A 13,479-nucleotide genomic window follows, 5' to 3' on the forward strand; every position below is an offset into this window, starting at 1 on the left:
AACGGCCGTCCGGTTCCACCCAGGCGCGCATATTCTGCCCCTCCACCACCCGCTATGCGGGCGGTCCCCCTCCCCCAGCGAGCTGGGGGAGGATTTCGTCACCCTTCGGGAAAGCGCTCGAACTCGGGCAGTTCGTGCGCGTTTTTCATCCAGCCGATGCGGTCGGCCGTCTGGATATGCGCCATCGCCGGAAAGGCGTCGGGATCGTCGAAGGTCGCGGTCTGGATGTCGACCAGCCCGGGCAGCACCGCCTCGTTGACATAGAACAGCCCCGTCCCGCAGACCGGGCAGAAGCTGCGCTCGGCATGCTCGGACGAGTGATAGACCGAGGGCGTGCCCGTCAGCAGATGAAAGGTCGTGCTCGCTACCGCGGTCCAGCCGACCGCCGGAGCCCCGGCGCAGCGGCGGCAATCGGTGCAGTGGCACAAGGCCGTGCGCGCAGGTTCGTCCTGCTCGCCCGGGGCATCGACCGCGTAGCGCACCGCGCCGCAATGGCATCCGCCTTCCTGACGGGTCATGCGCCGGCTCCTTCGGCTTCGGCCTTGGCCTTGGCGATCAGATCGTTGTCGATCGCCTTGCCGCGCTGATAGGCAGGCCGCGCGCGCAGCCGTTCGGCATAGGCGGCGAAAACCGGGTTGGCGGGCAGGGTCCCGAAAGCCTGGCCCCAATCGACCTGCGCGCCGACATAGACATCCGCCGCGGTAAACCGGTCGCCGCAGACATAATCGCGATCTGCCAGCCACCCGGCGAGAGTCTCGACGGCAAGCTCGTAGCTGCCATAGCCGAGCATCGCCTGCTTGTCCTCGGGGCTCTCCCATTTCATCGCATGGTTGATGATCGCCTGTTCGAGCGGCCCGGCGCCGAAGAACATCCAGCGATAATAATCCGCACGCTCCTCGGCCGTCGGGGCCAGCCCGGCTTGCGGGAAGGCCTCGGCCAGATAGGCACAGATCGCGGCGCATTCGGTGACGACCTTGCCGTTGTGCACGATCGCAGGAACCTTGCCCATCGGGTTGACCGCCCGGTAATCCGGCCCCTTCATCTCGGGCCCGTATTGCACCACACGCTGCTCGTAATCCGCGCCCACCTCTTCCAGCATCCAGCGGACGATCTGCCCGCGTGACATGGGGTTGGTGTAGAATATCAACTCGCTCATCGCATCATCCCCTTTGTTCCGACTCGAAGCCGCAGCTGGAACATAGCAGGAACATGGGCGCGCGCCAAGTCGGGTCAGCAGCCCTCGCCGGTCACCACCGCGCCGAGCAGGCCGCCAAGACCGCCCTTGCACTTTTTCTTCTTCTTGGGCGGTTCGGCCTCGCTCGTATCACCGCCGCGCATCATCGCGTCAATATCGGGTCCGTTGAGCAGCCACATCGAGTTGGACCGATAGCGCACGCGTGCAGTCCATTCGGGCTTCCACGGCGTCTTCGCATTGGCGGGGCGCGGCGGATAGGCGAAATTCGCTTCCGGGCCATAGGCATAGAGGTTGCCGAGCGCGAATTCGCCGCCCGCTGCGGTGACCTCGGCGGGCACGGTGCAGCTCGTCTGTGTCGGCGGCATGACGACCTGCTGCTGGATCAGCTTCGCCACCTGCGCAGGCGCGATCCAGTCCCACAGCGCCCCGCCGAACTGGCGCGAGGCCGAGGACGACCACCAGACCATGTCCTGGAACTCGCCCTTGCTGTTCGCCTTGGCGGTCATCACCCAGGCATAATAGCCCGTGGCGTTGGCGACGCTGTTCCAGCTGATCTGTGTCGCGCCGCCCGCCAGCGGCGACGACTTTCCGGTGATTGCGGGCATGAAATCCTGCGCCAGCGCGAACTTGATCTCGGGCGAATAATTGCCCGCGATGCGATGATCGCCGAGCAGCGAGCTGTCGCCGCTCAGCAGCTTGCGCGTTTCGGCATTGGGCCATTCGCCATAGGTGCGGCTGTTGCCGGCGGTGACGCTGCGGTCGATCGGCATCGCGCCCGCGAACAGATCGGGCGGAACCTGGCCCGCGGTCAGCTTGGCGAAATCGATCACCACCGGCTGGCCGGGCCCGGCCTTGGCGCCGCAGCCCCAATAGATCAGCAACCGGCCCTTGGGGCGCTGGAAATCCTTGGGCAATTGCTCGGGCACATCGGTGCGGGTGCCCGGCTTGGGGCTGACCAGCGGAACCGATGCACCGAGCTTGGCGACGGCGGGCATGAAATGATCGGCCTTGGGCGCGCCGCCTGCTGGAGCGCTGGACGAACCCAGCCGCAGGATCAGCTCGTGTGCCTGCTTGTTGCCGCCGCCGCCGAACATCATCGAAAGCCCTGCGCCCATGCCGCTGCCCATTGCGGCGAGGCCCGTGACGGTGCCGACATCCATGTCGTAGCGGGCGATGGGGCCGGCTGCCTGCTGGCTGCTGACGGGGCTGGCGACCAGTATCGCGATCGCGGCGGCGGACAGGCTGAGAACGGCGGAACGACGCACGGGCAAGGGCATGATGGACTCCCGGTAAAACAAGGACATGCAGGCGATTCGCCTGATAGCATTGTCCTTTAGGATGCGGGAGTCTCCGTCGCAGTGCGCTGGGTCATATGCCGGAAAGTACCGCCCCTGGGCCGGGCAACCGATTATCGGGCAGGAGTATCCGGCGCGCTGTCCTCCGATGGTGCGTCGGGTTCGTCGAGATTCGGCAACGTATCATTCCCTGCAGCATCCTTGGCCATGGTCGCGCCTTCGTCTGGCGCGGTGGCCGAATCCCAATCGAAATTCAGTCTCACCCCGCTGCCCGCGGTGTTGCTGCCTCCCGGCGAACCATTGGGAGATTGCGGTCCAGGCAGGACATCCTTTGTCAGCTTGTTGATGATGTCCGGCACGAAGCGCTCCGCAAAGCCCGACGCAAAGGCAAAGACGAACAGCTTAAACAGGTCGCTTTGATCGCGAAGACCCAGCGCGCGATACATGGCGTCGGCCCAGAAGCTGTCCACCCCGAGGCCATGAGACCCGTTGGGAGGCGATGATGCCCCCGTGCCTGACGAACCTCCTTCACTCATCTTGGGGAGGACCTGATCGAGTATGTCTGCCGCGATCAGCACATAGATGAACAGTGCGAACACCCCGCCGATGGCCACGGACAGCAACACGCTAACCCAGCCAATCCGCAAACCGATCAGCTCGAATATCCCGTCATCGACCATCGCATCGCGTGAGGTCGCCTTCTGCAGGCGCTGGATGATCGGTCGAGCAGATTGCGCGCACGCTGTCGCAATACCGCATTAGGGACCGGCCCGGGCGGTTGGGCGGCCAGCGTGTTCCTGTAGGACTGGACCACGGATTTGGGGACGACCCGCTGGAAACGGTCCTCGATCGTCCAGAATCGCGCCTGCAGCGCCACGTCCGGAATCAGCCAGACCAGCGCCAGTTCGATCTTGAACAACTGCCCCAGCTTTGGCCTGTTTCCTTGTTCGGGATCGAGTTTTTCGAACTCATCCTTGAGGCGTTGAAGCTGCGCGGCCTTGTCCCGGCTGATAGCACTGGAATCGGGATTGGCCGGATCGATCTCCCAGGCATAGCCTTCGAAATTGTCGCGCATCGACTCGTAATAGGTGCTGGCAATGAAACTCTCGTCGCATGATGCAGTCATGGCGCAGCCTCCCCGGACAGGGGTGCATAAGGGCGCAGATGGGGTAGCGTTCGCCAGCTTTTGCCGGACCATTATCGAGTGAAGGCGGCTCAACCGCCTCCATTCTCGTTCATTTCCCCCCGAACAGCTGCCGACCGGCCAGATCGAGCATGATTTCCTCCGATCCGCCGCCGATCGCGTTGACGCGGACCTCGCGATAGATGCGCTCCACCTTCGATCCGGTGATATAGCTTGCCCCGCCCAGGATCTGCGCGGCCTCGCGCGCGACATGCTCGAGCATCTGCGTCGCCTGCACCTTGAGCATCGCGAAATCCGCCGGCTGGTCGCGGCCATGCTCCAAGCCCCAAGCGCACTGGTCGACCCAGGCCTGGGTGGCGTTGATGCGCCGCGCCATGTCGGCGAGCTTGATGCGGATCGACTGGTGCTTGACCAAGGCCTTGCCGAAGGTCTCGCGGCTCTGCGCCCATTCCACCGCTTCCTTCAGGCACACCCGCGCATAGGCGCAGCAGCCCATCGCCATGCCGAGCCGTTCGCTGTTGAAATTGCGCATGATGCCGATGAAGCCGCCATTTTCCGGCCCGATCAGGTTATCCGCCGGTACCTTCACGTCCGCGAAATAGATCGCGGCGGTGTCCGAACAGCGCCAGCCCATCTTGTCGAGCCGGGTGCGGGTCACGCCGGGCGCATCCATCTCGATCAGCAGCAGCGAGATGCCCCCCGCGCCCGATCCGCCGGTGCGCACCGCGCAGGTCAGCCAGTCGGCGCGCATGCCCGAAGTGATGAACATCTTGGAGCCGTTGACGACATAATGGTCGCCCACGCGCTCGGCCCGGGTCCTGAGGCCCGCGACGTCCGACCCGCCCGAGGGCTCGGTTATGCCGAGCGCGATGATCTTCTCGCCCGCCAGCACCGGCGGCGCGACGCGCTGCTTGAGGTCATCGCTGCCCAGCGCCAGCACCGGCGGAAGGCCGATGCCGTGCGTCATCAGCGAGGCCGAAAGCCCGCCCGCGCCCACCGCCGCCAGTTCCTCGGTCTGGGTGAGGCCATGGAAGATGTCGAAGCCTTCCGAGTGTCCGCCATATTCCTCGGGATAGCGCAGGCCCAATATGCCCGCCTCAGCCGCCTTGCGGTGCAGGTCGCGCGGCAATTCGCCCTCGGCCTCCCATTGATCGATGAACGGCGCGATCTCGCGCGCGACGAAGCGGCGGACCGATTGCGCCAGCGCCTCGTGGCTGTCGTCGTAAAAGGGCGAGCGTGCGCGCCAGCTGTCGAAATCGGTCAAGCCACCCTCCGGCTGTTCTTATGCAAGCGACAATTCCGGGGGCGTTACCGCTTTGTCAATTCCTCGATGTTAATCTCCAGCATCCATGGCCGGGCCGCCAGGGCAGAGGGACCGACGATGCAGCAGGATGACAACTCGCTCGATATAGCGCGCTCGAGCAGCGGGCGCTTCCTCGATCCAGCGCTCGAGGCGCGCTTCGTCACCGGCGAGCGCCAGGCCCGCGTGGTGCACATGCGGCTGTTCGCGGGCTTTCTCGCCGCGATGCTGATCGGCTATGCGCTGGTCAACCCGCTCTATTTCTCCCGCGCCGAAGAAGTCAGGTTCTCGGTGCTGCTGCTGCCGACGCTCGCCATCCTGGCGGGCTTTGCCGGGGCGACCTTCTGGCGCGGCTATGCGACCAAACCGATCATCGACTTTTCGTGCCTGCTCGGTGTCGCGTTCCTGATCATGGCGGAAAATGCGCTGCTCTATGAGGAGATGCAGCGCGAGCATGTCCAACTGCATGCCTCGATCGCCATCAACGGCCTGATCGTCATGGCCTTTGCCGCGATCGCCTTTGCCGGGCAGACGCGCTGGTTTGCCGCGTGGCTAGCCTCGCATGCCGCGGTCTATTTCACCGTCGTCGCGCTGACCGCGACCGATCTGGTCCCCGCGATCTACGCGCTGCTCGCCTATGCCACCAGCGCGGCGGTGATGGTGCTGCTCAACTGGTCGGTCGGCCAGGCGCACCGCCAGAGCTTCCTCCTCTCCGATGCGCTTTCGGCGGAAAAGGCCAAGACCGAGCAATTGCTGTTCAACGTCCTGCCGCCTGCGGTGGCCGAGCGATTGAAAGCCGGGCAGGTCGTCGCCGATGCCTATCCCGACGTCTCGGTGGTGTTCATCGACATTTGCGGCTTTTCCGACCTGTCGCGGCGGATCTCGCCGGGGCATCTGGTCGATCTGCTCAACGCCTTCTTCCTGCTCGCGGACAAGTGCGCGGCGGAAACCGGGGTGGAGAAGGTCAAGACCATCGGCGATGCGTATCTCGCGATCAGCGGTGGCAACAGCCCCGCGCACAACAGCGCCGATGCCGCGATCCGCTTCGGCGAGGCGGTGATCGCGGGCCTCCCCGCCCTGCGCGCCGCGACCGGCATCGATCTGCACATCCGCTGCGGCATCCATACCGGCCCGGTGGTCGGCGGCGTGATCGGCGAGACGCGCATGGCCTATGACTATTGGGGCGAAACGATGAACATCGCCAGCCGCATCGAAGGCACCGCGCACCCCGATGGCATTGCGGTGTCCGAAACCACTTGGCTGCGCGGGCGCGGCGATCGCCAGTTCGAATTGCCCGAGAAGATCACGCTCAAGGGCGTCGGCGAAGTGCCGGTCTTCCGGCTCGCCAAGGAGCAGCCGGGCGCGGAGATCATCCGGCTCGCGATTTAACCCCATCGCGGCCAGGCGTCCCGAAATCGTCCAGCCGTATTTCGGGGCTTCCAGTTAGCCGACGAATGGCGTTAGTTTAACGCCATGGCAACCATTCTCATCGTGCTGTGCGGCATCATCAACTTTGCGCTTCACCGCGCGACGATGGAATCGGCGCACCCCATGGCGGTGCAGATGCGCGCGCTGTTCCAGGGCTTCATGCGCGGCTATGGCAGCTACCTGCTCGAATATCTGATCCTGCTGTCGGCGCTCAGCTTCGCGGCGCTGGGCTACACGATCGCGCTGCCCGCCTATATCGTCTATACCGGCATGAACGGTCTGGCCGGCTGGGCGATCCTGACTGGCAAGATCTAGGCCGCGACCGCCTGTTCGCTGTCGGGCGAAGCGGCCGCGAGCAGCCGCTTTTCCAGTGTCTTCAGCCGCGACTTGCTGTCGATCTTGTCGCCCAGCAGATCGGTGACATAGAAGGTATCGACCGCGCGCTCGCCATAGGTCGCGACATGCGCCGAATGCACGATGCACTTGAGGTCGAACAATGCGAAGGCGAGGCGGTTGAGCAGCGCCGGCCGGTCGAGCGCGTTCACCTCGATCACGGTGAAGCGGTTCGACGCCTTGTTGTCGACCAGCACATTGGGCGCGATGCTGAACGCCTCGGCGCGGGGTCGGGCGGTCGGGCGCGCGATCAGCCTGGGGGTCAGCGCGACCCGGTTGGCCAGCGCATCGGCGATCGCGGTCTTGAGCCGCGCGATCTGGCTTTCCTCCATGAATGGGCGGCCCAGTGGGTCCTGCACCAGGAAATTGTCGAGCGCCATGCCGTCGCGCCGCGTGTGAATGCGCGCGTCGATGATGTTGCCGCCGGCCAAGTGAATGCCGCCCGCGATGCGATAGAACAGCCCGGGATGGTCGGCCGCGCTCACCGTCACCAGGGTCGCGCCGCGCGCGGGATAGAATTCCGCCGCGACGGTCAGCGGCTCGCTGTCGTGCGCGTCGATCAGCTTCAGGTTCTGCGCGATGATGTCCTCGGGTTCCGCGATCCAATAGGCATCGTCGAGCTTGCGCGCGAGCTGGACGAACCGCCCCTCGTCGATTCCCAGCGCCGCGCGCGCAGCCTCCTGCTTGGCGATCACGCGCTCGCGGCGCCCGTGCTGCTTGTGGCCCAGCCGCAGGACCTCCTCGGTCGATTCGAACAGGGTGCCGAGCAACTGGCGCTTCCAGCTGTTCCAGATGCCCGGCCCCACCGCGCGGATATCGACCACGGTGAGCACCAGCAGCAGTTTGAGCCGTTCGGGGCTCTGCACCATGGCGGCGAAATCGGCGATGGTCTTGTAATCGGTCAGGTCGCGCTTGAACGCGGTCGCCGACATCAGCAGGTGATAGCGCACCAGCCATGCGACCTGCTCGGTCTCGGCCTCGGTCATGCCGAGCCGCGGGCAAAGTTTCATCGCGACCTCGGCGCCGAGCACGCTGTGGTCGCCGCGCCGCCCCTTGGCAATGTCGTGCAGCAGCGTGGCGACGAACAGCACCCGGCGGCTGATCAGCTTCTGCATCACCTCATAGGCAAGCGGGTGATCGTCCTTGAGCTCGCCCGATTCGATCCTGGCGAGCAGCCCGATCGCGCGGATCGAATGTTCGTCCACCGTATAATGATGGTACATGTCGAACTGCATCTGCGCCACGACGCGGCCGAAATCGGGCACGAAACGGCCGAACACGGTCGCCTCGTTCATCCAGCGCAGCACCAGCTCGGGGTCGCGCGGGCTGCACAGCACGTCCATGAACAGCGCATTGGCGCGCGGGTCGGCGCGGACATTGCGGTCGATCAGATGCGCATCGAGGCTCGCCTGGCGCATCGCGCTGGGGTGGATTTCCACCTTGTGCTTGTCGGCCAGATGAAAGATCTCGATCAGCCGCACCGGGTCCTCGCGGAAGAAATCGGGCCGGGGCAAGGCCAGCCGCCCGCGATCGAGGATGAAGCCCGAGAGCTTGCGCGGACGCCGCCGCAGGATCGAGGGGATGAAACGCCGGTCGCGCGCGGCGAACTGGTCGTCGAGCTGCGCCAGGAACACGCCGGTCAGGTCGCCGACGCGTTTGGCGTTGAGGAAGAAATATTGCATGAACCGCTCGACCGCCGACTTGCCCGGCCGGTCGGCAAAGCGCATCCGCGTGGCGACCTCGCGCTGCAGGTCGAAGGTCAGCCGGTCCTCGGCGCGCCCGGTAATGTCGTGCAGATGGCAGCGCACCGCCCAGAGGAAATTGGCCGAGCGGCGGAAGCCGCGATATTCGGTCATGGTCAGCAGGCCCGCATCGACCAGCTCGGCGGCCGAGCGCACCTGGTGGATGTACTTGCCGATCCAGTAGAGCGTGTGCAGGTCGCGCAGGCCGCCCTTGCCGTCCTTGACATTGGGCTCGACGACATAGCGGCTGTCGCCCATGCGCTTGTGCCGCGCGTCGCGTTCCTCGAGCTTCTGCGACACGAAATCGCGCGCGGTGCCGGTGACGACATCCTTCCAGAAGCGCGCCGAAGCCTCGCGATAGATGTCCTGGTCGCCCCAGACATACCGCCCTTCGAGCAGCGCGGTGCGGATGGTGAGGTCGCCGCGCGCCTGGCGGACCATCTCGTCGATCGAGCGGCTGGAATGCCCGACCTTCAGGCCGAGATCCCACATCATGTAGAGCATCGCCTCGATCGCCTGCTCGGTCCAGCTGTTCTTGCGCAGCGGGGTGAGGAAGGCGATGTCGACATCGCTGTGCGGCGCCATCTCGCCGCGGCCATAGCCGCCCACCGCCGCGATGCAGAAATGCTCGCCCGTGCTGTGATTGGCGACCGGATACTGGAAGCGCACGACATAATCGTGGATCAGCCGCACGATCTGGTCGATCAGGAACGACTGCGCCGCCGCGCAATCATGCCCCGCCGCCGGATTGGCGTGCAGCCGCGCCGCGATCTCCGCGCGCCCCGCCGCCAGCGCCTCGCGCAATATGGTGACCACGGGCATGCGCGCGCGCTCGCCCAGTTCGGCGGCGAACTCGGCGATGCGCGCATCGAGCGCACGGCGATCGATGATCGCGCGCTGGTTGGCAACGGGGTTCATGGCAAGCAGCGATACAGGCTGGGGGTTAAGGTCAGGTGGCGGCTCCCGCTTCGGCCTTGGCGGCGGCCTGATAGGATCTGCGCAAGCTGACCTTGTCGATCTTCGCGGTGCCCAGACGCGGCAGCGCCTCGGCGCTCTGCCACAGCCGCGCCGGCACCTTGAACGCGGCAAGCTGGCCCGAGAGGAATTCGGTGAGCTGCTCGTCGGTCAGGCTGGCGCCTTCGCGCACGACATAGACCGCACCGACAATCTCGCCGAAGCGCTCGTCGGGAATGCCGAACACGCTCGCCTCGGCAATGTCGGGATGCGCGTAGATCGCCGATTCCACCTCGACACAGCTGATATTCTCGCCGCCGCGGATGATGATGTCCTTCTTGCGGTCGACGATGAACAGATAGCCGTCGGCGTCGAGATAGCCGAGATCCCCGGTGCGGAAATAGCCGTCGGGCATGATCGCCGCGCGGGTCGCCGCCTCGTTGTTCCAGTAACCGAGGAAATTGGCGATAGAGCGGATCGCGACCTCGCCGACCTGGCCCTGGGGCAGCGGGTGGCCGGTATCGTCGAGGATCGCCAGGTCCACCAGCGGGCGCGAGGCCTGGCCGGTGCTGTCGGGCTTGGCCATGTAGTTCTCGTTGAAATTGCCGCAGCCCACGCCGTTGGTCTCGGTGAGGCCATAGCCCAGGATCGGGAAGGCCCAGTCCATCGTCTCCTTGATCCGCTTGACATGCTCGACCGGACGCGGCGCGCCGCCGGCGGCAAAGGTGACGCAGCTGGTAAGGTCGTACTTGTCGCGATTGGGGTGCTGCGCGATCTCGTAGCTCATCAGCGGCACGCCGACGAAATAGCTGATCTTCTCCTTCTCGATCAGCCGCATCGCCTCTTCGGCATCCCATTTGGGCATCAGCACGAGCTTGCGCCCGATGACGAAGCTCTGGAGCAGCACCGGCACCTCGGCGGTGACGTGGAACAGCGGCACGTTGAGCAGCGTCGCGGGCTGGCCCTCGGGCGGCTTGCCCTGCCTCGTGACAATGTTGAGCGCCATGAGCGTCTGCGCGACATAGCTGAACACGCCCTGCACCACGCCGCGATGGTCGGAAAACGCGCCCTTGGACTGGCCCGTGGAGCCCGAGGTGAAGAGGATCGTCGCGATATCGTCGCCGGTAAGCTCGGGCAGCTCGGTACCTGCATCGCCGCCGGCTTCGAGCAGCGGCGCCAGCCCCTTTTCGGGCGGACCGTCATGGCTGATGACGACGACCCGCGCATCGCCGATCGCGCCGCATTCGGCGATCCGCTTTGCGCAGCGATCGTCGGCGAGCACCAGCGTGCAATCGACATCGCTGATCCCGGCACACAATTCGGGGCCCTGCCACCAGCCGTTGAGCAGCGTGGCGACGCCGCCGGCCATGAGGATGCCCATATAGGCGATGATCCAGTTGGCCGAGTTGCGCGCGGCAATGCCCACGCGGTCGCCCTTCTTGATGCCATGGCCCGCGATCAGCGCGGCGGCGACATGGCGTGCGGCGGCATAGCTTTGTCCGAAAGTCAGCCGCGTCTCGCCATCGACCAGGAATTCGGCATCGGCATGCTGCATGCAGAAATAGGCAAAGAAATGCGACAGCGCGGGCGGGGCCGACGCGATCATGGGCAGTTTCTGGCCGTATTTCTCGAAAGTCGTCAAGGGCAGCATCCCGCCTTCGCCGGTCAGCGCCTGGATGGCTTCATCCATCATCTGGTCCAGCTCGGTCGCCATCAATATCTCTCCTCTTTCGCTTGTGCTTATACGCCCTTATGAAGGGGAAAACCCTTGGGGAAAAGCCTTGATCCTGCCCATTTCGGCGCTAGCCGCCAACATTGCCGCCAGCGCGAGCGCTGCCGCCGCCAAGTCCGCGATCCGCTTCGAGGAGCTGGGCCTGTCGCCGGTCGCGCTGCAGATCGGGTCGTTCCAGCTCAAATGGTACAGCCTGGCCTATCTGTTCGGCATCCTGATCGGCTATTGGTACATGGGGCGGATGCTGAAGGCGCCCGGCGCGCCGATGGCGCAGCGGCACGCCGATGACCTGATGCTCTATTGCACGCTCGGCATCATCCTGGGCGGACGGCTGGGCTATGTCACCTTCTACCGCCCCGATCTCTATTCGACCCCGCTCGAGGTGTTCAAGGTCTGGGAGGGCGGAATGTCCTTCCATGGTGGGCTGATCGGCGTGCTGCTGGCCATCGCGTTCCTGACCTGGCGCAACAAGTTGAGCTATCTGCGCGTCGGCGATTATGTCTCGTGCGTGGTGCCGCTGGGGCTGTTTTTCGGGCGGCTGGCGAATTTCGTCAATGCAGAGCTCTGGGGCCGCCCCACCGACGTGCCCTGGGCGATCATCTTCCCGACCGATCCCGATGGCCTGCCGCGCCATCCCAGCCAGCTCTACGAGGCGGGGCTCGAAGGGCTGGTGCTGGGTCTGGTGCTGATGATCCTGTTCTGGAAGACCGATGTGCGCCACCGTCCCGGTTTTCTCGGCGGGGTGTTCCTCGCGGGCTATGGCGCCGCGCGCTTCATCGTCGAATATTTCCGCAACCCCGATGCGCATCTGATCGAATTTGCCGAGCAGACGGGGATGAGCATGGGCCAGTGGCTCACCGTGCCGATGATCCTGATCGGCCTCTACCTGATCGTCAGCTCGCGCGGACGCACGGCCAAGCCGCTGCCCGCCACCGCCTGAACCGATGGACGAGACCGAAGGCGAGGGGGCAGCGCCGCAGGGGCTCGAGGCGGTGTTCCGGCGGCTGATCGGCGCGACCGGGCCGATCAGCGTCGCGCACTATATGGCCGAGGCCAACGCGCATTATTACAACCGCGCCGATCCGCTCGGCACCACTGGCGATTTCATCACCGCGCCCGAGATCAGCCAGATGTTCGGCGAGATGATCGGGCTGTGGCTGGCCGATCAGTGGCAGCAGGCGGGCAAGCCGGCGCTGTGCCATTTCGTCGAGTTCGGCCCCGGCAGGGGGACGCTGGCGGCGGACGCGCTGCGCGCGATGGAGCAGTTCGACTTTCGCCCGAAGGTGCATCTGATCGAGGGCAGCAGCGCGCTGCGCATGGCGCAGAAACTGAGCGTGCCCGGCGCGACCTGGCATGACGGGCTCGACAGCGTCCCGCGCGAGGGGCCGCTGCTGATCGTCGCCAACGAATTTCTCGATGCGCTGCCGGTGCGCCAGATCGTGCGCACCGAAAAGGGCTGGCGCGAGCGGGTGGTGGTGCACAATGGCGAGCGCTTTCTGCCCGTCGCGGGCGCGCGGCCGATGGATACGGCGGTCCCGGCGGAGCTCGCCGACAGTCCCGAAGGCACGATCCTCGAGAGCAGCCCGGCCGCCGCCGGCATGGCGTACGAGATCGCGGCGCGGCTGAAGGCGCAGGGCGGCGCGGCCTTGTTCATCGATTATGGCTATGCCGAGCCGCGCACCGGCAGCACGCTGCAGGCGGTGCGCGCGCACCAGAAGGTCGATCCGTTCGCCGATCCGGGGCTCGCCGATCTCACCGCGCTGGTCGATTTTCCGCAGCTCCAGCGGATCGCGCTGGCGGGCGATATCGATTGCCACGGCCCGGTGGGGCAGGGCGACTGGCTGATGGCGCTGGGCATCGCGCAGCGCGCGGCGATGCTCGCCAAGGGCCAGCCCGGCCGGGCTCAGGAGATTATGACCGCGCTCGACCGGCTGGTCTCGCCCGAGCAGATGGGCACGCTGTTCAAGGTGCTCGCCTATCGCGGCCCCGGCTGGCCGGTCGGCGCGGGGTTTGCGGGCGTATCCTGACTTTATCGTCATTCCCGCGAAGGCGGGAATCCCGCTTTTCAACACGGCACCCCAGAAGCGGACCCCCCGCCTTTGCGGGGGTGACGGGTAAAGATGGCAATTTGCCTAGGCCGCCGCCCTTTTCAGCCGGTCGTTGATCGCATCGCCCATGCCGCCCATCGGCACCGGCGCGACCGCGATCCGCGCGCGGTCGCTCGCATCGGCGCGGTGCAGCGCGGCATAGAGGTTCGCCGCCGCCTCGGCGAGATCGCCAGAGGCCGACAGCGTGT

General features: G+C 65.7%; 13 protein-coding genes. 4 read left to right on the forward strand and 9 right to left on the reverse strand.

What is annotated here, in order from left to right; genetic code table 11:
- Positions 1-98: 98 nt before the first annotated feature.
- The 6 genes from DM995_RS13645 to DM995_RS13670 form a co-directional block, all read right to left on the reverse strand.
- Positions 99-518, reverse strand: a complete 420-nt coding sequence (locus DM995_RS13645; protein ID WP_116969774.1) for a GFA family protein — start codon at positions 516-518, stop codon at positions 99-101.
- Positions 515-1,156, reverse strand: a complete 642-nt coding sequence (locus tag DM995_RS13650; RefSeq protein ID WP_116969775.1) for a glutathione S-transferase family protein — start codon at positions 1,154-1,156, stop codon at positions 515-517. Before DM995_RS13650 ends, DM995_RS13645 begins: the two co-directional genes overlap by 4 nt.
- 74 nt (positions 1,157-1,230) lie before the next feature.
- Positions 1,231-2,472 carry a hypothetical protein gene (locus DM995_RS13655; RefSeq protein WP_116969776.1) on the reverse strand — a complete coding sequence of 414 codons (1,242 nt, stop codon included), beginning with the start codon at positions 2,470-2,472 and terminating at the stop codon, positions 1,231-1,233.
- 131 nt (positions 2,473-2,603) lie between these two features.
- Positions 2,604-3,170, reverse strand: a complete 567-nt coding sequence (locus DM995_RS13660) for a hypothetical protein (protein ID WP_116969777.1) — start codon at positions 3,168-3,170, stop codon at positions 2,604-2,606.
- The gene (locus DM995_RS13665) at positions 3,143-3,565 is read right to left on the reverse strand and encodes a hypothetical protein (protein WP_157973212.1); all 423 of its coding nucleotides are present in this window, start codon (positions 3,563-3,565) and stop codon (positions 3,143-3,145) included. Before DM995_RS13665 ends, DM995_RS13660 begins: the two co-directional genes overlap by 28 nt.
- Before the next feature lie 160 nt (positions 3,566-3,725).
- The gene (locus tag DM995_RS13670; protein ID WP_116969779.1) at positions 3,726-4,898 is read right to left on the reverse strand and encodes an acyl-CoA dehydrogenase family protein; all 1,173 of its coding nucleotides are present in this window, start codon (positions 4,896-4,898) and stop codon (positions 3,726-3,728) included.
- 66 nt (positions 4,899-4,964) lie between these two features.
- Here DM995_RS13670 and DM995_RS13675 point away from each other — a divergent pair, with 66 nt between their 5' ends.
- Together DM995_RS13675 and DM995_RS13680 are read left to right on the forward strand one after the other, a co-directional pair.
- Positions 4,965-6,323: an adenylate/guanylate cyclase domain-containing protein gene (locus tag DM995_RS13675; protein ID WP_116969780.1), complete on the forward strand. Its 1,359-nt coding sequence runs from the start codon at positions 4,965-4,967 to the stop codon at positions 6,321-6,323.
- Positions 6,324-6,407: 84 nt separating this feature from the next.
- Positions 6,408-6,677: a hypothetical protein gene (locus DM995_RS13680; protein ID WP_023838747.1), complete on the forward strand. Its 270-nt coding sequence runs from the start codon at positions 6,408-6,410 to the stop codon at positions 6,675-6,677.
- Here DM995_RS13680 and DM995_RS13685 read toward each other — a convergent pair.
- Both DM995_RS13685 and DM995_RS13690 read right to left on the reverse strand, forming a co-directional pair.
- A complete protein-coding gene (locus DM995_RS13685; RefSeq protein WP_116969781.1) occupies positions 6,674-9,415 on the reverse strand; it encodes a [protein-PII] uridylyltransferase in 2,742 nt (913 codons plus the stop codon). The genes DM995_RS13680 and DM995_RS13685 overlap by 4 nt on opposite strands.
- 31 nt (positions 9,416-9,446) lie before the next feature.
- Entirely contained in the window at positions 9,447-11,165 is a 1,719-nt protein-coding gene (locus tag DM995_RS13690) for a class I adenylate-forming enzyme family protein (protein ID WP_116969782.1), read from the reverse strand.
- Between the two features lie 67 nt (positions 11,166-11,232).
- Here DM995_RS13690 and lgt point away from each other — a divergent pair, with 67 nt between their 5' ends.
- Together lgt and DM995_RS13700 are read left to right on the forward strand one after the other, a co-directional pair.
- Positions 11,233-12,123, forward strand: coding sequence for a prolipoprotein diacylglyceryl transferase (gene lgt, locus DM995_RS13695; RefSeq protein WP_023838750.1), 891 nt, complete (start codon positions 11,233-11,235; stop codon positions 12,121-12,123).
- Between the two features lie 4 nt (positions 12,124-12,127).
- Positions 12,128-13,210 (forward strand): class I SAM-dependent methyltransferase, encoded by a 1,083-nt coding sequence (locus DM995_RS13700; protein ID WP_116969784.1) that lies wholly within the window; start codon positions 12,128-12,130, stop codon positions 13,208-13,210.
- 105 nt (positions 13,211-13,315) lie between these two features.
- On the opposite strand, the gene DM995_RS13705 is transcribed toward DM995_RS13700, so the two are convergent.
- A partial coding sequence (locus tag DM995_RS13705; RefSeq protein ID WP_286164963.1) for a Sua5 family C-terminal domain-containing protein occupies positions 13,316-13,479 on the reverse strand: 164 nt, incomplete at its 5' end.

Origin of the sequence: Blastomonas sp. UPD001, assembly GCF_003426715.1 — a bacterium.
Classification (GTDB): Bacteria; Pseudomonadota; Alphaproteobacteria; order Sphingomonadales; family Sphingomonadaceae; genus Blastomonas.